Origin of the sequence: Methylobacterium sp. 092160098-2 (assembly GCF_028920805.1) — a bacterium.
Classification (GTDB): Bacteria; Pseudomonadota; Alphaproteobacteria; order Rhizobiales; family Beijerinckiaceae; genus Methylobacterium; species Methylobacterium fujisawaense.
In genome coordinates this window covers 5,085,403-5,105,024 of record NZ_JAQPZJ010000001.1, presented here as the reverse complement: position 1 = coordinate 5,105,024, position 19,622 = coordinate 5,085,403, and the positions used below count along the sequence as shown (strand labels likewise).

At 72.7% G+C, this 19,622-nt stretch carries 19 protein-coding genes and 2 riboswitches; of the genes, 6 read left to right on the top strand and 13 right to left on the bottom strand.

What is annotated here, in order from left to right; translation table 11 throughout:
• Positions 1-67: 67 nt before the first annotated feature.
• From PQI07_RS24040 to PQI07_RS24015, 6 genes are all read right to left on the bottom strand, one after another.
• Positions 68-1,003 (bottom strand): dihydrodipicolinate synthase family protein, encoded by a 936-nt coding sequence (locus PQI07_RS24040; RefSeq protein WP_043385968.1) that lies wholly within the window; start codon positions 1,001-1,003, stop codon positions 68-70.
• A gap of 116 nt (positions 1,004-1,119) precedes the next feature.
• Positions 1,120-3,384 carry a xanthine dehydrogenase family protein molybdopterin-binding subunit gene (locus PQI07_RS24035; protein ID WP_051044588.1) on the bottom strand — a complete coding sequence of 755 codons (2,265 nt, stop codon included), beginning with the start codon at positions 3,382-3,384 and terminating at the stop codon, positions 1,120-1,122.
• Positions 3,385-3,394: 10 nt separating this feature from the next.
• Complete coding sequence (locus tag PQI07_RS24030) at positions 3,395-4,438, bottom strand: FAD binding domain-containing protein (RefSeq protein WP_274927557.1); 1,044 nt, start codon at positions 4,436-4,438, stop codon at positions 3,395-3,397.
• A complete protein-coding gene (locus PQI07_RS24025; RefSeq protein WP_043345413.1) occupies positions 4,435-4,926 on the bottom strand; it encodes a (2Fe-2S)-binding protein in 492 nt (163 codons plus the stop codon). The genes PQI07_RS24030 and PQI07_RS24025 overlap by 4 nt, the downstream gene beginning before the upstream one ends.
• Before the next feature lie 116 nt (positions 4,927-5,042).
• Positions 5,043-5,273 carry a hypervirulence associated TUDOR domain-containing protein gene (locus PQI07_RS24020; protein ID WP_043385962.1) on the bottom strand — a complete coding sequence of 77 codons (231 nt, stop codon included), beginning with the start codon at positions 5,271-5,273 and terminating at the stop codon, positions 5,043-5,045.
• Positions 5,274-5,373: 100 nt separating this feature from the next.
• Positions 5,374-5,637: a hypothetical protein gene (locus tag PQI07_RS24015; RefSeq protein WP_043385959.1), complete on the bottom strand. Its 264-nt coding sequence runs from the start codon at positions 5,635-5,637 to the stop codon at positions 5,374-5,376.
• Between the two features lie 157 nt (positions 5,638-5,794).
• Here PQI07_RS24015 and PQI07_RS24010 point away from each other — a divergent pair, with 157 nt between their 5' ends.
• The 3 genes from PQI07_RS24010 (at position 5,795) to PQI07_RS24000 (ending at position 8,839) form a co-directional block, all read left to right on the top strand.
• A complete protein-coding gene (locus PQI07_RS24010; RefSeq protein ID WP_043756691.1) occupies positions 5,795-7,039 on the top strand; it encodes a sensor histidine kinase in 1,245 nt (414 codons plus the stop codon).
• A gap of 113 nt (positions 7,040-7,152) precedes the next feature.
• Positions 7,153-8,286: a hypothetical protein gene (locus PQI07_RS24005; RefSeq protein ID WP_043345407.1), complete on the top strand. Its 1,134-nt coding sequence runs from the start codon at positions 7,153-7,155 to the stop codon at positions 8,284-8,286.
• A 283-nt stretch (positions 8,287-8,569) separates the two neighbouring features.
• Positions 8,570-8,839: a CsbD family protein gene (locus PQI07_RS24000; RefSeq protein WP_244538962.1), complete on the top strand. Its 270-nt coding sequence runs from the start codon at positions 8,570-8,572 to the stop codon at positions 8,837-8,839.
• Positions 8,840-8,908: 69 nt separating this feature from the next.
• Here the strand turns inward: PQI07_RS24000 and PQI07_RS23995 are convergent, their stop codons facing one another.
• From PQI07_RS23995 to PQI07_RS23965, 7 genes are all read right to left on the bottom strand, one after another.
• Positions 8,909-9,358, bottom strand: a complete 450-nt coding sequence (locus tag PQI07_RS23995; RefSeq protein ID WP_043345404.1) for a BA14K family protein — start codon at positions 9,356-9,358, stop codon at positions 8,909-8,911.
• 939 nt (positions 9,359-10,297) lie between these two features.
• On the bottom strand, positions 10,298-12,004 hold the full coding sequence (locus PQI07_RS23990; RefSeq protein WP_075380027.1) for a DEAD/DEAH box helicase: 1,707 nt from the start codon (positions 12,002-12,004) through the stop codon (positions 10,298-10,300).
• Positions 12,005-12,013: 9 nt separating this feature from the next.
• Positions 12,014-12,802, bottom strand: coding sequence for a precorrin-6A synthase (deacetylating) (gene cobF / locus PQI07_RS23985; RefSeq protein ID WP_043345401.1), 789 nt, complete (start codon positions 12,800-12,802; stop codon positions 12,014-12,016).
• Positions 12,803-12,849: 47 nt separating this feature from the next.
• A complete protein-coding gene (locus PQI07_RS23980; RefSeq protein WP_043385948.1) occupies positions 12,850-13,788 on the bottom strand; it encodes an ornithine cyclodeaminase family protein in 939 nt (312 codons plus the stop codon).
• 141 nt (positions 13,789-13,929) lie between these two features.
• The gene (locus tag PQI07_RS23975; protein WP_043385946.1) at positions 13,930-15,051 is read right to left on the bottom strand and encodes a DSD1 family PLP-dependent enzyme; all 1,122 of its coding nucleotides are present in this window, start codon (positions 15,049-15,051) and stop codon (positions 13,930-13,932) included.
• 59 nt (positions 15,052-15,110) lie between these two features.
• Complete coding sequence (locus PQI07_RS23970) at positions 15,111-16,250, bottom strand: threonine synthase (protein WP_043385943.1); 1,140 nt, start codon at positions 16,248-16,250, stop codon at positions 15,111-15,113.
• Between the two features lie 171 nt (positions 16,251-16,421).
• Positions 16,422-17,684, bottom strand: a complete 1,263-nt coding sequence (locus tag PQI07_RS23965) for a D-amino acid dehydrogenase (protein ID WP_043385940.1) — start codon at positions 17,682-17,684, stop codon at positions 16,422-16,424.
• Between the two features lie 65 nt (positions 17,685-17,749).
• Positions 17,750-17,858: riboswitch (glycine riboswitch) on the bottom strand.
• Positions 17,859-17,861: 3 nt separating this feature from the next.
• Positions 17,862-17,964, bottom strand: a riboswitch (glycine riboswitch).
• A 168-nt stretch (positions 17,965-18,132) separates the two neighbouring features.
• Here PQI07_RS23965 and PQI07_RS23960 point away from each other — a divergent pair.
• From PQI07_RS23960 to PQI07_RS23950, 3 genes are all read left to right on the top strand, one after another.
• Positions 18,133-18,468, top strand: a complete 336-nt coding sequence (locus PQI07_RS23960; RefSeq protein WP_043345389.1) for a hypothetical protein — start codon at positions 18,133-18,135, stop codon at positions 18,466-18,468.
• Between the two features lie 191 nt (positions 18,469-18,659).
• Positions 18,660-18,917: a hypothetical protein gene (locus PQI07_RS23955; RefSeq protein WP_043345387.1), complete on the top strand. Its 258-nt coding sequence runs from the start codon at positions 18,660-18,662 to the stop codon at positions 18,915-18,917.
• A 96-nt stretch (positions 18,918-19,013) separates the two neighbouring features.
• The gene (locus PQI07_RS23950) at positions 19,014-19,619 is read left to right on the top strand and encodes a glutathione S-transferase (protein WP_043345385.1); all 606 of its coding nucleotides are present in this window, start codon (positions 19,014-19,016) and stop codon (positions 19,617-19,619) included.
• Positions 19,620-19,622 lie beyond the last annotated feature (3 nt).

Here is a 19,622-nt window from a genome sequence, read left to right as displayed (position 1 = left end):
ATCGCCGGCCTCGCGCGGGAGCGGATGGCGCCGGAGGGCCCGGCTCTCCGACCGGGCAGGGGGCGTTCTAGCCCGCGAGCCGCGCCCGCGCGTCGATGCGGGCAAGGCGGGCCAGCAGGTACTCGACCTCGGCCTTCGCCTGCGCGGTGAGCGCCTGCGACGGCTTGCGCTGGGCGTCGGATGAAAAAATTCCCCGGCGCATGAACACGTATTTCCGCACCGCGAGCCCCAGCGGGCCCTGCTGCTGCTCGTAGCGCAGATAGGGGAGGTGGGCGTCGAACAGGTCGTGGGCGGCGTCGCGCTCGCCGGCCCGGCCGAGGCGGACCACGTCGACCAGCATCTCCGGGAAGGCGTAGCCGGTATTGGCCCCGTCGGCGCCGCGCTCGGTCTCGAAATCGAGGAACAGGCCGCCATTCCCCACGAGGATGGAGATGTGGCGCATGGAGCCGTCGCGCTCGAAGCCGCGCAACGCCGAGATCTTCTCCAGGCCGGGCCAGTCCTCGTGCTTGAGCATCACGCAGGAGGGGTTCTCCGACACGATCCGGCGGATCACCCCTGGGGTCATCTGGACCGAGAAGGTGAGGGGGTAATCCTGCAGCACGAAGGGCACGTCCGGCCCGATCGCCTCGGCGGCGGTGCGGTAATAGCCGACCACCTGATCGTCGGTGCGCAGCGTGTTGGGCGGCGCGATCATCACGCCGGCGGCGCCCAGCTCCATCACCTCCCGGGCGAGGGCCCGCATGGCCGCGAAGCCCGGCGCCGTGACGCCGACGATGACCGGCAGCCGGGTGCGCCCGAGGACGCGCTTGGCCACCGCGAGGCCCTCCGCGTGGTCGAGCTTGCCGGCCTCACCGAGCTGGCCGAGGATCGTCAGGCCGTCGACGGCCGCAGCCCCGAAGAAATCGGTCATCCGGTCGAGGGAGACCTCGTCGATCCGGCCATCCGGATGGAACGGCGTCGGGGCGATCGGCACGACGCCGCGAATGTCGCTGGTGAGAGGCATACCGGTCTCCGTGCTGCTGCGGCGACCGCCGGCCGCCGGTGGGTATGCCCATACTCAAAAATCCCGGGCGCTGCGACGCACCCGGGACGGGATCGGCCTTCGGTCAGGCCGTTCGGTCAGCCCAGCAGCTTGTCCAGGGTGATCGGCATCTCGCGCACCCGAACGCCGGTGGCGTGCCAGACCGCGTTGGCGATGGCCCCCACCGTGCCGGTGATGCCGATCTCGCCGACGCCCTTCACGCCGAGCGCGTTCACCACCGCATCGTCCTCGTGGACCAGGATCGCCTCCATGGCGGGCACGTCGGCGTTCACCGGCACGTGGTACTCGGCGAGATTGTCGTTGAGGAAGCGGCCGGTGCGCGGATCCATCTCGGCCCGCTCGTGCAGGGCGAAGGACAGGCCCCAGATCATCCCGCCGTAATACTGGCTCTGGACGAGGCGCGGGTTGATCACCCGGCCCGCCGCGAAGGCACCGGTGAGGCGGCTTACCCGGATCTGGCCGAGATCGGGATCGACCTTCACCTCGGCGAAGACCGCGCCGTGGGCGTGCATGGCGTAGGACGCCTGCGCGGCCGGATCGGCCCCGGCCTTGCCCTGGCCCTCGATGCTGGCGCGGCCGGCCCGCTTGAGGATGTCCGTGACGGACTCGCCCCGGCCCGGATCGTCGCGCCGGGTGAGCCGCCCGTCCGCCGCGGTGACGCCGGCATTGCCGGCGCCGTAGAGCGGGGAGGCGGGGTCGTTGGTGGCCAGCTCCGCGAGCTGCCGGATCACGTCGGCGGCGGCCGCGTGGATCGCGCCGCCGGCGGTGGCGGTGTGGCCGGAGCCCCCCGCGATCCCGGCATTCGGCAGGTCCGAGGAGCCCATCCTGAAGGTGAGGGCGTCCATCCCGATCCCGAGCCCGTCGGCGGCGATCTGGGCGAGCGCCGTCCAGGATCCCTGGCCCATGTCGATCGCCCCGAGCTCCACCGTGCCGGTGCCGTCGGCGCGGATCTCGGCCCGGGCCATCCCCTCGAAGATCAGCGCCGGGAAGGTGGCGGTGCCCATGCCGGTGCCGACCAGGAACCCGTCCCTGTCGCGGGTCTGGCGGGGCTGGAGCGGCCGCCCGGCCCAGCCGAAGGCCTCGGCGCCCCGCCGGTAGCAGTCCCGCAGGGCCTTCGAGGAGAACGGCTTGCCGGTGATCGGCTCGACCTCGGCGTAGTTGGCGAGCCGGAACTCCAGCGGGTCCATGCCGAGCGCGAACGCCATCTCGTCCAGCGCGCTCTCCAGGGCGACGCTGCCGGTGGCCTCGCCGGGGGCGCGCATGAACAGCGGCGTGCCGGTGTCGAGGCGCACCGCCTCGTGCCGGATGGCGATGGCGGGGCTCGCGTAGAGGGTGCTGGTCGCCCGGCCCGCCGGCTCGAAGAAATCGTCGAAGCTCGACGAGGCGGTGCGGATGTGGTGGTCCAGCGCCGTGAGCTTGCCGGCGGCGTCGGCGCCGAGCCGGATCGTCTGCCGGGTCGGCCCGCGATGGCCCATGGGACCGTACATCTGGGTCCGGGTCGGCACGAGCTTCACCGGCCTGCCCACGAGCTTGGCCGCCATGCAGGCGAGCACCTGCGGCCCGGCCGGCACGCCCTTCGAGCCGAAACCGCCGCCGAGATAGGGGCTGTCGATGTGGATGTCCTCGGGGCGGATGCCGAACAGGCCGGCGAGCCGGGCCTGCGACATGGCGAGCGCCTGGGTCGGCATCAGGAGCGTCAGCCGGTCCCCGTCCCAGCTGGCCACCGCCGCGTGGGGCTCCATGGCATTGTGGTACTGGGCCGGCGTCTCGTAGGTGGCGGCGATCGTCTTCGACGCGGCCGCGAGCCCGGCCTCGACGTCGCCGTCGGTCTCCACCGGCGGCGCGCCGACGCCGACCGAATCCGGCGTGAAGGCCTCGCCGGAATCGAGCCCGATCCGCGGGGTCTCGGCCGCGTAGGTCGGGGCGAGCAGCCGGGCCCCTTCGGTGGCCGCCTCCAGGGTCTCGGCGATCACCACGGCGATGGGCTGGTTGGCGTAGCGGACCCGGTCGTTCTGCAGGAGGTCGAGGCGGAAGGTGAACGGCCCGTCCTTAGCATCCGGATCCTTGGCGAGCGCCGGGGCGTGCCCCGGCCGCATCACCGCCACGACGCCGGGATGGGCCTCGGCGGCGGCCACGTCGAGGCCGGTGACGCGACCGCGGGCGATCCGGGCGACGCAGAGCGCCGCGTGGAGGGTCCCGGGGGGCAGGTTGTCGGCGGAGAAGCGGGCCTGGCCCGTCACCTTGAGGGGGCCGTCGCGCCGGGTCAGCGGCTGGCCGATGCTGGAGCCGTGCCGGATCGCGCCGGCGGGGCGGTTCGAGGCGGGCGTGGAGGTCGCGGTCATGCGGGTCTCCTCAGACGATGCCGAACGGGGAGGCGGGGAGCGCCGGGATCCGGGCGGGCGTCCCGGCGGCGGCCTGGGTCAGCGCGCGGATCGCCACCCGGCGGGCGAGTTCGATCTTGAAGGCGTTGGCCTCGCCGGTGGGCTTGGCGCCGGCCAGCGCCGCGGCGGCGGCCTTCGCGAAGGCCTCGGGGGAGGGTGCCTGTCCGGCGAGCGCCGCCTCGGCCTCCGCCACCCGCCAGGGCTTCAGCGCCAGCCCGCCCAGGGCGAGCCGGGCCTGCCCGATCCGGCCGCCGGCCTCCAGGGTGAGGGCGGCCGCCGCCGAGACCACCGCGAAGGCGTAGGATGTGCGGTCGCGGACCTTGAGATAGCGGGCATGGCTCCGGAAGGACGCCGCCTCGGGGGGCAGGCGCAGGCCTGTGATCAGCTCGCCCGGCTGCAGGTCGGTCTCCCGCTCCGGATGGTCGCCGGGGAGGTGGTGGAACGCGGTGAGCGGTACCTCCCGGGCGCCGTCCGGCCCGGCGATCTCCACCACCGCGTCGAGGGCGGCGAGCGGCACGCAGAAATCGGACGGGTGGGTGGCGATGCAGTGCTCGCTCCAGCCCTGGACGGCGTGGATGCGGGTGGCGTGCCCCAGGGCCGCGCAGCCGGAGCCGGGCGCGCGCTTGTTGCAGGGCGAGACCGCGTCGGTGAAGAAGGGGCAACGGGTGCGCTGCATCAGGTTGCCGCCGACCGTGGCGGCGTTGCGCAATTGCGCCGAGGCGCCGGCCAGCAGGGCCTCGGCCACCATCGGGTAGGTTTTTTCGAACATCGCGTCGTGGGCGAGGTCGCTGTTGCGCACCAGCGTGCCGATTCGGGTGGCGCCGTCCGGCAGCCGCTCGATCGACGACAGGCCGGGGAGCCGGGTGATGTCGACGACCCGCTCCGGGGTGGCGACGCCGCCCTTCATCAGGTCGACGAGGTTGGTGCCGGCGGCGAGGAAGGCGGTGCCCGGAACCTGCCCGGCCGCCACGGCCTCCGGCACGCTCGCCGGGCGGATGTAGTCGAAGGTCCTCACGCCGCGTCCTCCCGGTGCTCCGCTTGGCCGGCCGCATCCTTTACGGCCTCCAGGATGCCCGCGTAGGCGCCGCAGCGGCAGAGATTGCCGCTCATGCCCTCGCGGATGCGCTCCGGATCGGTACCGGCGTGGCCCTCGCGGATCAGGCCGACCGCGCTCATGATCTGGCCGGGGGTGCAGAAGCCGCACTGGAAGCCGTCATGGGCGATGAAGGCCGCCTGGACGGGGTGCAGCCGGTCGCCCTCGGCGAGCCCCTCGATGGTCAGCACCTCGGCCCCGTCGAGGCTCGCGGCGAGGGTCAGGCAGCTGTTGATGCGTCGCCCGTCCACCAGCACCGTGCAGGCGCCGCACTGGCCGCGGTCGCAGCCCTTCTTGGCGCCCGTCAGGCCGAGGCGCTCGCGCAGGAGATCGAGGAGGGTGACGCGCGGATCGTCGAGGGCGATCTCGCGCGGCTGTCCGTTCAGGGTGAGCCTGAGGGGAATGGTCATGCGGCGGTCCCGGCTTCGAAGGCTGGAACCGTTACAGATAGCCGCCGCCCCGCTCCCGGCGAGACCTTAAGCAGAAAGCGATGTGCGCAAGATCACGGCACGCACAGGTTGGGCGCTTATGCAGACTTGACCTTAACCTCCGAGACGGATTTCAGCACCGTCTTGCCCTTGGCGGTCTTGATCTCCAGGGCCGGCTCCGCCTTCGAGGCCTCGCGCTTGACCGTGTTGCCCTTGATGGTCTTCTTGACATCCTGGGTGTGGACCTTGGTCACCTCGCCCGAGACGGTGCCCTGGCCCCACTTGTAGGTGACATCGTCCCCGGTCTTCACCTTCGCCTTGGCGGTCATGTGCGTCTCCATCGTGGATGCGGGGAAAGGCGCCCCGGGGCAGGGGCGTTCCCGGGTTTCCACGGCCGGAATGCCGCAGGCGGATCGACCCGTTCCCGGCTCACCGGCCGACCTCCCGGCGCAGGGCCGCGACCATCGTCTCGACCGCCGCCTGCGCGGTCTCGCCGAGGTCGATGTCGGTCTCGCCGGCGGTGACGAGGCCGCGACCCTCCAACTCCTTGACCCCCTCCGGATCGGCCTCGTGGCCGGCGCCGTCCCGGCGGATCACCGCGGTGACCTTTTCGCCGCTGACGAGGCGGTGATAGGCCGCGAAGGCGAAGATCGAGAGGGCCTTGTCGGAGAGTCCGTTCACGTCGTCGGCCATGCCTGGCGCCTCCTGCGCTCCGCGCGTCGTATCCGATGGGCGAACGCCGGACGGGGCCGGGGGCTCCGGACCCCGGCCGGGGTGCGACGACGGGTGCGCCCGTCCGAGCGGCGACGCTTCGCGCCGGGCCCGCCTTCCTGCTAGTCTCACAGCTCCCATGACAGCGCATACCGACCAGACCGAAGTGGAACCCAGCCCCGAGGCGGCCCGCCCCCCCGCGCCCCCCGATCTCGACTATCGCCTGCGCCAGCAGGCGATCCTGTCCGAGTTCGGCGTCGAGGCTTTGCGCGGCACCGATGTCGACCACCTGCTGCAGCGGGCTGCGGAGCTGTGCGCGCAGGGCATGGGCGCCGAGTTCTGCAAGGCCCTGGAGTACCAGCGCGGCGCCGACACCCTGCTGGTCCGGGCCGGTGTCGGCTGGGGGCCCGACGTGATCGGGCAGGCCCGGATCGGGGCGGACCTCGCCTCCCCGGCGGGCTTCGCCCTCAAGACCGGGCGGCCGGTGATCTCGAACCACCTCGCCGACGAGACCCGGTTCCGGACGCCGCAGCTCATGGCCGATCACGGCATCCGCCGGGCGATCAACGTGCTGATCGAGAACCGGGACGGCGCCTTCGGGGTGCTGGAGGTGGACGACACCCGCGAGGGCATGTTCGAGGAGGCCGACATCGCCTTCATGCAGGGCTTCGCCAACCTCCTCGGCGGCGCCATCGAGCGCCAGCGCACCGAGAGCCTGCTGCGGGCCGCCCTCGCCCGGCAGGACCTGCTCGCCCGCGAGATGAGCCACCGGGTCAAGAACAGCCTCGCCATCGTGGCGAGCCTGCTCGCCCTCCAGGCCCGGGCCGCCGAAGACCCGGCCGTGCAGATGGCCCTGGCGGATGCGCGCAGCCGCGTCGAGGCGATCGCGAGCGTCCACGACCAGCTCTGGCGGCAAGGTGACAAGGACGGCGACAAGGCGGCGGGCGAAGGGGAGGGGGTCCCGGGCGAACTCGACCTCGCGCCCTTCCTGGAGAAGCTGGTGGCCAACCTCGCCAGCGGCGTGCCGGGCCAGCGGCTCGCCTGCACGGCCTGCCCGCAGCGGATCTCGGCCGACCGGGCGATTCCCATCGGCCTCTTGGTCAACGAACTCGTCACCAACGCGCTCAAATACGCCTATCCGCCCGAGTCGCACCCGGGAGGCGGCGAGATCCGGATCCGCGCCGAGCGCCAGCCCGGGAGCCTCGTGGTCGAGGTCGCCGATGACGGGATCGGGCTGCCGGCGGAATTCGAGATCGGACGCAACTCGAAGAGCCTCGGCATGCGGGTGGTCGGCAGCCTCACGCGCCAGCTCGGCGGCAGCCTGACGATCCCGGCCCGGGGGAAGGGCGCCTGCTTCCGCCTGGAGGTGCCGCTGGACGGCTGAGCGCGGCGCCCGGCCGGGGCGGGGACGGGAGAAGGGCCCTGCCCCGTCGCGACCGGGGGCGACGGGCTCGGCGAGACAGAGCGCGAGATTGAGCGCGAGACAGAGCGGATGCAGTGACCGGGATCAGGATGACGGGGGCGCCCCTCGCCGAACGGCTCCATGCCTTTCGGAGCCTCGGGGACAATTGCGAGTTCGGCTTCGTGCAGCGCTACGGGGGGGTCGAGCCCTCCGGCCTGCTGCGCTTCTCCTACACGCCGATGGCGGACCTGATCCGCGGCCTGCGCTGCGGCTTCGCGGATTTCGGCGTGCCGGGCGACCTGCGGCTCTCCGTGAGCGCGGGCGGCACCTACTATTGTCACAGCCTGGCCTACAACATCTGGGCGAATACCGGACATCCGGCCGGCTCGATCGCGCCGGAGGTGCTGCTGGAGCGGGAATACGGCCGGCTGGCCCATCTCAAGCGCAAGATGCTGGACGACCTCGCCGACGGCTCGAAGATCCTGGTGCGCAAGGTCGGCCGCGACGAGCCCGAGGCCGACTTCGCCCGCTTGGCCGAGGCGGTCTGGGCGCATGGGCCCTCGACGCTGCTGCGCGTGACCGAGGCCGGGCCGGACTGGGCTCCCGAGCCGGCCCGGCGCGTCGCCGACCGCCTGATCGCGGGACGGGTCCGCCGCTTCGCGCCGGCGGAGCAGGCCTGGGAGGTCGACCTCGAACCCTGGATGCACCTCGTGGACAGCACCTACGCGCTGGAGCGCGGCGCGGCGCCGAGCCGCCTCGACGCCGCCGCCTTCCCGGAGGCGCTGCCGCTGCCGGGCCGCCTGCGCCGGCATGTCGGCCGGCACCGGGCGAGGGCGCTCAGCGCCTACACCCGGGCGGTGGATCCCGCCGGCTTTCGCGCCGATGCGGTCCACGTGTTCTCGAGCTGGGTGTGGATTCCGGAGGAGTTTGCCGGGGACCGCATCTTCGCGGCGGCCGGCTATGCGCGGCTGGGCTGGCGCGACGCCGACCTGTCGCGGCGGCGGTGCTGGCAGCGCGTCTGGGCCGCGGGTCGGCTGCGGCCCGACGCGACGCGGGAGCCCGTCGGGCTCGGGATGATCGGCACGTGGCGGGACGGATTCTGGTCCGCCGGCGCGCGCTTCGCCGAGGGGCCGATCCCCGGGGATGAGCCCGCGCCGGACCTGCGGATGCCGCCGTTCCGGTTCCCGGGCCAGGATCTCCTCGGACGGCTGCGGCCGCGGTTCCGATAGACCGCCGGGCCCCCCGGATCCGGGCTCAGCTTTCGCTTCCCAGAGCGCGGAGGAGGGTGCCGAGGTGGCGTCGTCGGTCCCGCCTCCGGCCCGATGCGCGTGGCCGCCGGGGCGGAGGCCGAGCCCTGGATGCGGGCGGGGATCGGAGACGATCGGGCCGCCCGCGCAGGGAGCCGGTCCCGGGATACCGGTTCGATTCCGGCCGATCCGATACGGCTGCACCATTGCCCGGGCGCGCCCCGCCCGTAAACCGCGCTCCCTCGCACAGAACGGGAGATTCCGGATGCGCAGCAGATCGATGATGACCCTGGGCGGCAGCGTCCTCGCCCTCGCCGGCCCGGCCTGCGCCGACGACACCCCGACCACGGCGGGTGCGGTCGATCGGCTCAAGGGCCTGACCAACGAGGCGATTGGAAGCGCGAAGCGCGGGGTCGGCAACCTGACGGAGGACGAGGCCCTCAAGGCGGAGGGCCGTGCGCAGAAGCTCCGTGGACAGGCCGAGCAGGGGCGGGGCAGGGCCAAGGACGTCCGCGAGAACGCCCTCGACCAATAGGGATGCGGCGGGCCCCGGCCGCGCCGGGCGGCCGGGGCCCGCTCCCGTCGGGGCAGAAGCGGGAGGAGCCTACGGGCAGGGATGGCGCAGGCCGTCATAGCCCAGGTAGGTCCCGGAGGCCGGGTCGTAGGAGGCGTAGCGGGCGGCGCAGGACGCCGAGCCGCGCACGACGACCGGGGCGGCGTAGACGGGTGCGGGCGCCCCGTAGACGGCCACGGGCCGCGCCGCGGCGTTGGCCGCCGCCGAGCCGATCACCGCGCCGGCGGTGAAGCCGAGCAGGCCGGCCCCCACGGCCGCCCCCACGCCGGGACCGCGGCGGTCGCCGTAGCCCCAGCGGCCGTACCCGCCGCGGTGCCAGCCTCCCCAACCGGCATGGTGCCAGCCGCCACGGAACTGAGCGTACGCGGTGGGAAGGGCGCCGGCCCGGAGGGCCTCAACCGCCCGTCCGGATGCGGCCTGAACGGGGGCAGCGAGACCCGCCAGCACGGCCAGGGTGGCGACGCCGGTCACGATCCTCATCGATTCTCTCCATTCTCCAGAGGGGTGGAAATGCCCGCATCAGGCATTCACGAAGCCCAGTAACAATGGATCCGCAGGACCGTTCCAGTCGTGAGAAAGATCATTTTTGTCGCACCGGACGGGTCTGAAACAATCCGATACGAACAAGAGCGACGCGAGCGCGGCGTCTAGCCTCCCTCATCGCTGCCGTTGGCGTTCGGTGCGGGGATCCGCATCAGCCTCGTCTTTCGGCACGGCGCAGCTGGCCATCGCCCGGGGGCGCGAATACAGGAGCCGGCATCGGGCTGCTTGGACCAGCGCACCTCGGGCGATCCCGTCGACGGCATGGCACCGCACGGCACCGCGGGCGCCCGCGGCGATGCGGCGGACAATCGTGCCGCGGGGAGGGGGCCCGAACAGCCCTCCCCGGGTGATCGCCCGGCCCGTCCCGCTGGCCGGTGCGCGGCCTCGGTGCGGCTCTGAAGTCGAACCGGTCAGGCGTCAGGGCGGTCGGCAGACGCACGGAACGCAGGGGCCGGTGCGCGGACGGTGACAGAAACCGGCGCCCGCCGCGGGCACCGTTGCCCAAATGTTTTTCAAATGTACATTTTTCGTTCCACGGCCCGCCTGAGACCGGCCCTCGCTCTGGTGATATCCAGAGTTCGCATAAGATATATTATGGAACATAAGCGTCATCCTCGCTCGGGCGAGGGGGCTTGGCTCGGCTTCCGACCCGGTTTGGCGCTCAGGTTCGGCGTGTCGAGCGGACCGGTTCGTAACCGGGATCCTGTCCGGCTCTGTGGCCGGCGCCGGCGGCGCGACCGGGACCGGTGCCGGGACGGCGCGCCGGGCGAGGGCCGTTCGAGCGCCCTCCCCGGTCCCGCCCCTCGGACGGCCTCCGGACCCGTCGGGGCCGTTGCGGCGCGCCGATGGCGGCGAAGCGATCATCCGGAGACGGCGTCAGCCGGCGGGACCGGGCGTCCGGCGCTCGCCCAGGATCCGGCCTTCGCGGGTGCGACACTCGATCTGCTCCGATACGCGGCCCGGTCGGACACGGACGGCGGCCGGCCGCGCCAGGCTCCCGGCGCCCTCCAGGAAGCCCGCGGCGGTCATCGGCGCGTCGCGCCCGCCGCCGAGACCCCGCCACCAGGACACCGCCTTCTCCCGCTCGTAGCCGCTGCGCTCCGGCCGCAGGCGCACGCGCCAGCCGGCCTCGGCGGCGCCGTCCCGCCAGCCGAGCACGAGGTCGAGTCCGTCCGGCGCGGCTTCCAGGTTCAGGGTCGTGACCGGATGCCAGGCGGCCCCGGACCCGCCGGTCTCCGGCGCGGGGGCAGGGCCGGCCGGTTCGGGATCCGGCAATCCGGGATCCGCCGAGAGGATCGCCAGCTCGTCATCGGCCGCGGCCTCGTGCGGGGCCTCGGCGTCCGCGTCCACCTCCGGCTCGGTCCAGCAGGCCTCGCAGGTGGAGGCGTTCAGCGCGATCAGGGCGCCGCAGCCGGGGCAGGGCTTGGCGCGCGGGGCCCCTGCCCCGCTCAGGCCCTGGGTGGCGCTCCGGACCGTCACGGCGTCCACGGGACCGTGCATCCGCACCAGCCCGGCATAATCGAGGATCAGCGCGTCGGCCTTGCCGGGGGCGCAGCGCAGCGCCCGGCCGACCTGCTGCACGTAGAGCCCGGTGCTGCGGGTCGGGCGCAGCAGCGCCACCAGATCGACCTCGGGGACGTTGAAGCCGGTGCCGAGCACGCCCACCGAGGTCAGGCAGCGGATCTGTCCGGCCCGGAACGCCGCCACGATCCGGTCGCGCTCCCGGCGCGGGGTCTCGCCCGAGACGCTCTCGCAGGCATACCCTTCCGCCCGTACGGCGTCGCGGACGGCGTCCGCATGGGCGAGGCCGGCGCAGAAGGCGAGCCAGGCCCGGCGGGAACCTCCGTATTCCGCGAGTTCGGCGACCGCCGCGCGGGTGATCCAGTCGCGGTTGACCGCCGCCTCCAGCTCGCCCGGGATGTAGTCGCCTCCCCGCCGGCCGACGCCGGAGACGTCGAGCTGGGTCAGCGTCGCCTTGGAGACGAGGGGCGCCAGGAAGCCGCGCCGGATCAGCGTGAACGTGTCGGCCTCGTAGGCGATGCCGGAGAACAGCCGGTGCTCGCCCGCGTCGAGGCGGCCCGAATCGAGCCGGTAGGGGGTCGCGGTGAAGCCCGCCACCCGCAGCCCGGGGGTCATCGCCCGCAGGCCCGCCAGGAACCGGCCGTAGCGGGTGTCGGCGGCGCGGGGGATCAGGTGGGCCTCGTCGACGATCACGAGGTCGCGGGGCCCCACCGCGTCGAGCCGGTCGGCCACCGACTGGATGCCGCAGACCAGCACCTGCGCGTCGGCCTCCCGCCGCCCGAGCCCGGCGGAGAAGATCCCGGCCGGCGCCTCCGGCCAGGCGCGGCTCAGTTCCGAGAAATTCTGGGCGACGAGTTCGCGGCTGTGGGTGACGATCGCCACCCGGGCGAGGGGGTCTTGCTCCAGGGTCTCCCGGGCGAGGGCCGCGATGACCAGCGCCTTGCCGGCCCCGGTGGGCAGCACGATCAGGTGGCCGGGCGCCGCGTCGTCCGCCCCTCCCCGCGCCCAGGCGGCCGAGAGCGCGTCGAGGCTGGCGCGCTGATAGTCCCGCAGGCGCAGCATGGCGGCGGTCTAAGCGGGTTTGCCGGTCCTGTCCGTGGCGGCGCGGTCACGGCGCAGCAGGTAGATGTCCATGATCCAGCCGTGGCGGTCCCGGGCCTCCGCCCGGACCCGGCGGATCGCGTCGCCCGTATCGCCCAGCCGGCCGGAGAGCAGGATCTCGTCCGGGCCGCCGAGATAGGCGCCCCAGTAGATCGTCAGGTCCGGGTCGAGATGGCCGAAGGCCGGGTCGCCGTCGAGCATCACCACGACGCTCTCGGCGTCCGCCGGCCAGCCCGCCGCGAGGCGGCGGCCCGTGGTGATCAGCACCGACCCGCCGATGCCGTTCAGCGGCACGCCGTGACGGGCGGCGAGCACCTGCACGCTCGTCAGGCCGGGGATCACCGTCCGGGTGACGGCGACGCGCCCGCGGTCGGCGATGCGGTCGAGGATGCGGAGCACGCTGTCGTAGAGGGCCGGGTCCCCCCAGGCCAGGATCGCCCCCACCTCCCCCGGCCGGAGATGCGCGGCGAAGGCCGCCTCCAAGCGCTCGGCCCGGGCCGCGTGCCAGGCCGCGACGGTGCCGCCGTAATCGGCCGGGCGGCGCTCCCGGGGCGGGTCCTCCACGGTGACGACCCGATGGGGCTTGGCGATATGGGCCGCGCAGATCCGGCGGCGGATCTCGACGAGGTCGGCGGTCTCGGCGCGCTTGTCGAGGACGAACACCGCGTCGACGTCGGCAAGCGCCCGCACCGCCTGGAGGGTCAGGTGCTCGGGGTCGCCCGTGCCGATGCCGATGACCCGGATCTGCCTGTCCTGCATGCCGTCCGTCCTCCGCCGGGGCGGGGGAGGGCCGGCGCCGGCCTCCCCTACAAGCGCGCGTCGGCTTTGGCGAGGATCGCCCGGGCGATGGTCAGGTCCTGCAGGGCGATGCCGGAGGAGTCGAACACGGTGATCGCCTCCGGATCGGTCCGGCCCCCCTCCCCGGTCCGGAGCACGTCGCCGAGGGCCCGCAGGCCGGCGGAAGCCCCCGCGGAGGCGTGCTGGAATTCCCCGATGGTGCGCGACTGCTCCGGCAGGTCGCAGAACAGCTGCGCCCGCTCCAGCAGGGCCGGGGGCAGTTCCTGCTTGCCCTTCGCGTCCGCCCCCATGGCGGCGACATGCGTGCCGGGGCGGACCCAGTCGGCCTCGAACAGCGGCGCGCGGGCCGGCGTCGCCGTGACGATCACGTCGGCGGCCGCGCAGGCCTCCCGGGGCGCGGCCGCCCGCACGGCGATCCCCGAGGCCCCCTGCCCCGCCAGGCGCTCGGCGAAGCCCGCGACCTTGGCGGCGTCCCGGGCGACCACCAGCACCGTCCGGATCGGCAGGATCCGGGCGAGCGCCGCGCACTCGAACTCCGCCTGGTTCCCCGCCCCGAAAACGGCGAGCACCGCCGAATCCGGCCGGGCGAGGACGCTGGCCGCCACCGCGTCGGCGGCGGCGGTCCGGTAGGCATTGACGCGGCCCGCCTCGATCACCGTGTCGACCCGGCCGACATCTTGGTCGAACAGCAGGATCACCGAATTGTGCCGCGGCAGGCCCCGGTCCGGATTGCCCGGCCAGAACGAGCCGACCTTCAGGCCGGCATAGTCGGCCGTCGAGCCCGACTTGATCGAGAACCGGTTGGTCGGCTCCGAGCCGTGCCCGAGCACCGCCGGGAACAGGGTGGTGCCCGGGGCGACCGCGGCGATCAGCGCCTCCCGGGCCGCCTCGAACGCCATGGCGTGGTCGACCAGGGCCGCGGAGTCCTCTTCCGAGATGAAGCGCATGGATTCGAAGACCTCCAGAGTCCGGGTTTCAAAAGGGCGTGCCCTTTCGCGGGTGCAGGGCGGCGCCCTGCGGTCGGGGACGCCCGAGCGTCGGGGCGCGCCCCGACACCCCGCCCAAGGGCTTCAGCCCTTCGGAATCCCCTACAGGGTCATGCCGCGGGCGGTGACCGGCCAGACGGCCTCGACCCGGCCGTTCCGCACGCCCACGTACCAGTCGTAGACGTTGACCGTCGGGTCGCAATGGCCGGGGATCAGCTTCAGGCGCTCGTTGAGCTTGAGCACGTTGCCGGGATCGCTGATCACCCCGTGCTCGTCCGAGCACTTGATGTACGCCACGTCGTCGCGGCCGAACACCACCGGCAGGCCGCTGTCGATGCTCTGCGCCTTCAGGCCGGCATCGCAGATGGCCACATCCGCCTTCGCCTTGCTCATGATCGCCGTGACGATGAACAGGCTGTTCTCGAATTCCGCGATCGGCCGGCCGTCCGCGTCCTTCACCCGCTGGTAGTCCGCGTCCATGAAGACGTAGGAGCCGCATTGCAGCTCGTTGTAGACGCCGCTGCCGCCTTCCAGGGCGAAGCTGCCGGTGCCGGCCCCCGCGACGATATCGCAGGCGAGCCCCTCGGCCTTCAGAAGGTCGACGGTGCGCCTGGTCTCGTCGATCGCCGTCTGGATCAGGGCCTTGCGCTCGCCGTAGTCGCGCACGTGCTGCGCCTTGCCCTGATAGGCCTGCAGACCCGCGAAGCGCAGGCCCGGCGCCTTCGCGATCGCCCTGGCGATCACCAAGGCGGGCTCGCCCGGGGCGACGCCGCAGCGGCCGGCGCCGACATCGATCTCCACGAGGCATTCGAGGGTGACGCCATACTGGACGGACGCCGCCGAGAGGTCGTCGACATTGCCGAGGTCGTCGACGCAGACCAGCACCCGCGCCCGTTTGGCGAGCGCCGCCAAGCGCTCGATCTTCTTCGGCGCCACCACCTGGTTGGAGACCAGCACGTCGCGGATGCCGGCGCTCACCAGCGCCTCGGCCTCGCTGACCTTCTGGCAGCAGACGCCGCAGGCCCCGCCCCGCTCGATCTGCACAGTCGCGATGTCGGAGGATTTGTGCGTCTTGGCGTGGGCCCGGTGGCGCAGGCCGTGCTCCTTCATGAAGCGGCCGAGCGTGTCGACGTTGCGCTCGAAGGCGTCGAGATCGACCATCAGGCAGGGGGTGTCGATCTCCTCGACCGGCATGCCGACGCAGGCGGGAATGTTGTTGCGCATGGTCCGTCTCCTCCGGATCGGGGTGTCTTGGTCGGGATGTCTTGGTCAGCGGGCCTGGGTCACGGGGCGAGGCCCAGAAGCTCGGCGATGCGCGGCGTCGCCTTGATGCCCGTGCCGGTGAGCACCACCACGGTGGTCTCCCCGGGCCGGATCGCGCCGCTTGCGGTGAGGTCGGAGAGCGCCGCCGCCGCCATGGCGCAAGTCGGCTCGACGTAGAGGCCGGTGCGGGCGAGCTCCATCAGGGCCGCCTCGATGGCCGCCTCGGAGACCGCCACGGTGCCGCCGCCGGACCGGCGGAGCGCCGCCAAGACCTCGCGGCCGCGCACCGGCTGGGCGATCGAGGCGCCCTCGGCCAGCGTCGGGCGCGGGGTCACCGGCACGAAATCGTCGGCGCCCGCCGCGAACCCGGCATGGAGCGGCGCGCAATGGGCCGGCTGGACCGCGTAGAGCCGCGGCAGGCGGGCGATCTCCCCCCGGCGCAGCAGCTCCGAGAAGCCGATGTCGCAGCCGAGGATGTTGCTGCCCGCGCCGCAGGGGATGATGACGGCGTCGGGCGCGGAGAAGCCCAGATCCTCCCACAGCTCGTAGGCCAGCGTCTTGGTGCCCTGGAGGAAATGGGCCTGCCAGTTGTGGCTGGCGTAGAAGATCTCCTCCGCCTGCCGCACGGCGGCGTCGGCGGTGTCCTGGCGGGTGCCGGGCACCAGCTCGACCGCGGCGCCGGCGGCGCGCATCTGCACGGTCTTGGCCGGCGAGGTCGAGGCCGGGACCAGGATCTTGGCCCGCATCCCGGCGGCGGCCGCGTAGGTCGCCACCGCGGCGCCGCCGTTGCCGGAGGAATCCTCCAGCACCGCGTCGATCCCCTGCTGGCGCAGGATCGACAGCATCACGGACGCGCCCCGGTCCTTGAAGCTGCCCGAGGGCGCGAACCATTCGAGCTTGAAATGGGCGTGGCCGCCCCGCCAGGGTCGGTGCACCAGGGGGGTGCAGCCCTCCCCGAGGGAGACCGGGTCGGAGACCGCCACCGGCAGGGCGGCGGCGTAGCGCCAGAGGGAGCGCTTGGCCGTGTCGATCTCCCCGCGTCCGATCCCCGGCAGGTCCGTGATCATCAGCGGACCGCCCGTCTCCGAGCGCCAGCGGGGCGTCTCGATCGGGTAGGTCGCGCCGGTGGCGGGGTCGAGATAGGCGGCAGATGGAGGCATCGCGGCTCGGTTTCCGGGGCGGTTCGGGAAGATAATACAAAATAATCTTGGTCGGCGCGCCTCCCTTCTCGCGGAGACGACGCCGGGCCGAGGCGGGCGGGGCCCGCCTCGTCAGGGCTCCGCCCCGACAACCCGCCAAAGGGCTTCAAGCCCTTTAGAAACCCGGGCCTCTCAGGCCGCGAGCGGCAGGATCGTCCGCTCCGGGGCGTGCTCGGCGGCGATCGCCCCGGCGACGATCTCGGCGGTGGCCCCCGAGAGGGTCCAGCCGAGATGGCCGTGGCCGGTGTTGTAGAAGACCCCGGGCCGGCGGCCGCGACCGACCTTGGGCAGCATGTTCGGCAGCATCGGGCGCAGGCCGCTCCAGGCCACCACCCGGTCGGTGTCGACCAGCGGGAACTGCTCGCGGGTCCAGTCGACCAGCGGCTGGATCCGGTCGTGGCGGATGTCGCGGTTGAAGCCGTTGAACTCGGCGGTGCCGGCGACCCGCAGGCGCTCGTCGCCGAGCCGGCTCGTCACGATCTTGGCCGCCTCGTCGAGGATGCTCACCTCGGGGGCCGCCTTCTGGGCCTCCGGAGTCAGCAGGTTCACGGTGATCGAGTAGCCCTTCACCGGGTAGACGTTGACCCGGTCGCCGAGCATCGCGGCGAAATGCCGGCTGGCGCAGCCCGCACAGATCACCACCGCGTCGGCCTGCAGGACCTGCGTGTCCCCGGCAGGATGGCCCGCAGCGCGCCAGCCGATGTCATAGCCCCCCTCCCCCGGCGCGATCGTCTCGACGCTGGCGTCCTGGACGAAGCGGACGCCCCTGCGGGCGCAGGCGGAGGCGAGCCCCCGGGTGAATTTGTGGATGTCGCCGGTGGCGTCGGAGGGGGTGAAGAAGCCCCCGTGATAGGTCCCGGCCAGCGTCGGCTCGATCGCCCGGATCTCCTCCGGAGTCACGGCGTAGCGCTCGAGGCCGCCCTCCCGCAGCAGGGCGTTGACTCCGGTCGCCTTCTCGAAGCTCGCCCGGTCCCGGTAGAAATGCAGGATGCCGCGGGTCTTCAGGTCGAAGTCGATCCCCTCGGCCTCGGCCATGGCGAACAGCGCCTCCCGGGCCTTCAGGGCCAGCCGAACGGTCTCCACGGTGTTCTCGCGGTAATGGGCGATCTCGCGGACGAACGCGGCCATCCAGGACAGCTTGTGCCAGGAGGGCTTGGGATTCATCAGCAGCGGCGCGTCCCGGCGCATCATCCAGCGCAGGCCCTGCATCACGGTGGAGAGCTTGTTCCAGACCTCGGCGTTGCAGGCCGAGAGCTGGCCGCCATTGGCGAAGGAGGTCTCCATGGCGGCGTAGCGCTGCCGGTCGAGGACGGTGACGCGGTAGCCGCGCTGGGCGAGCGCATAGGCGGTCGTCACGCCGGTGATGCCGGCGCCGATCACGGCGATGTGGGTCATGGGCTTGGACTCCGGGACGTGGACGCGTGGAGGCCGCCTCAAGCGGTCGGCCGGTTGCGCGCCCCATCTGTCCCGGTGCCTGAGAGCTTGATCCGTCCCGCCCTGGCGCGGCGAAGTACGGACGTCCCCTTCGGCGGGTGCCCACGGGTTCCCCCGCTGCACCTCTCTCCAGATCGCCCTGACGACACGGTTCCGGTGCCTGAGAGTTTCCGGGGCGGTTGCTCCGTCGGCGCCGGGTCCCCTCTGCTGGGAAGATCCCGGTCTCTCCCGCATCGTCACGATGGGCTGTCCCTGGATACGCCGATCGGCCGCAGGGGAGAAGCCCGCCCGTCCCGCCGGCGGCCGATTTCACCGACAGCCGCTGCGCGTTGTCACCGCCACCCACGCTCTCCGCCGGAGCGATCCCGGCCGCCGCCGGTTGACGCTGGATTCTCCGGGAGACACCCCGATGCTGACCAGGACCGCGATCTACGAGGGCAGGGTGCGCGACGCCCGGGAAGAGGAATTCTTCCGCCGGGTCCGGGACGAGCTGGAGCCGTTCTGGCGGCGATTCCCGGGCGTCACCGCCGTGCGGATCCAGCGCGTGGTCTCGAAGGACGCCGACGCGCGGCCGATCGCCATGATCCTGGAGATGGACTTCCCCGACCAGGCGGCGCTGGATGCCTGCCTCGCCTCTCCGATCCGCCCGGAATCGCACGCCGCCACCGAGGCGGTGATGGAGATGTTCGACGGCCGCTTCTACCATCTGGTCAGCACCGGGCGCACCATGTCGCTGGTGGATTAGGACCCGGCCTCGGAAGGTCAATCTCCGCTCGAACGCAACGGCAAGTTTACCGCATATAAACCTATACTGACATATTATAATAGCCTGAAGATAAAATCTCAGGCCTGAACATCAGTTGATCCAGCACTCTTTAAGGGTCTCGGCGCAGGTTCCGTCCGAGCGACACCCTTCTTGTTCAGGCGGACGGCGCGATGGCGAAATGGATTCCTGGCGCGGCCGTCTTCGGCCTCCTGTGCCTGATGATCATCCCGGCTCCCGGGATCTGGGGCGTCCTGATCGGGGCCGCCTGCGTGCTGGCCATCGTCGGCAGCCTGTGCATGCTCGCCCTCGATCGGGTGGCGAGCGCCATCCTCGTCTGGCGCTCGCGGATGCGGGCGCGACGCCCGAGCCCGAGCCGGAGCCGGAGCCGGGTGGTCCATGCCGGCTCCAGGATGACCCGGAAGGTCTGAGCCTCCGGCGGGGCGCCGGGGGCTGGATTCCCCGCGGCATCGGTGCAAGGTCCCGGCGCCGCGACCACGGCGCCTAAGACCAACCGGGACGGTCCGATGAAGCTCCTCTACTCCCCCGCCTCGCCCTATGCCCGCAAGGTGCTGGTCCTCGCCCACGAGACGGGACTGATCGACCGGATCGCCGTCACCGTCGCCGGGGCCTCGCCGACCGGGCCCTCCGCGGAGGTCGCCGCCCACAATCCGCTGGGCAAGATTCCCGCCCTGGTCCTGGAGGACGGCACCGCCCTCTACGACAGCCGGGTGATCTGCGAGTATCTCGACGGCCTCTCGTCCGGGCCGCGCCTGTTTCCCGAAGGCGCCGCCCGCTGGGACGCGCTGACCCGGCAGGCGCTGGCCGACGGGCTGCTCGATGCCGCGCTGCTCGCCCGCTACGAGCGCGTGCTCCGCCCCGAGCCCCAGCGCTGGGACGCCTGGGAGGCCGGCCAGATCGGCAAGATCCGCGCGGCGCTGGACCGGTTCGAGAGCCTGGTCGGCGGGATGCCGGCACTGGATATCGGCACGGTCGCGATGGCCTGCGGGCTCGGCTACCTGGACCTGCGCTTTCCCGATCTCGCGTGGCGGGAGGGCCGTCCGGCGGTCGCGGCCTGGTACGCGCAGTTCGAGCGCCGGCCCTCCATGGCGGCCACCGTGCCGAAGGGCTGAGCT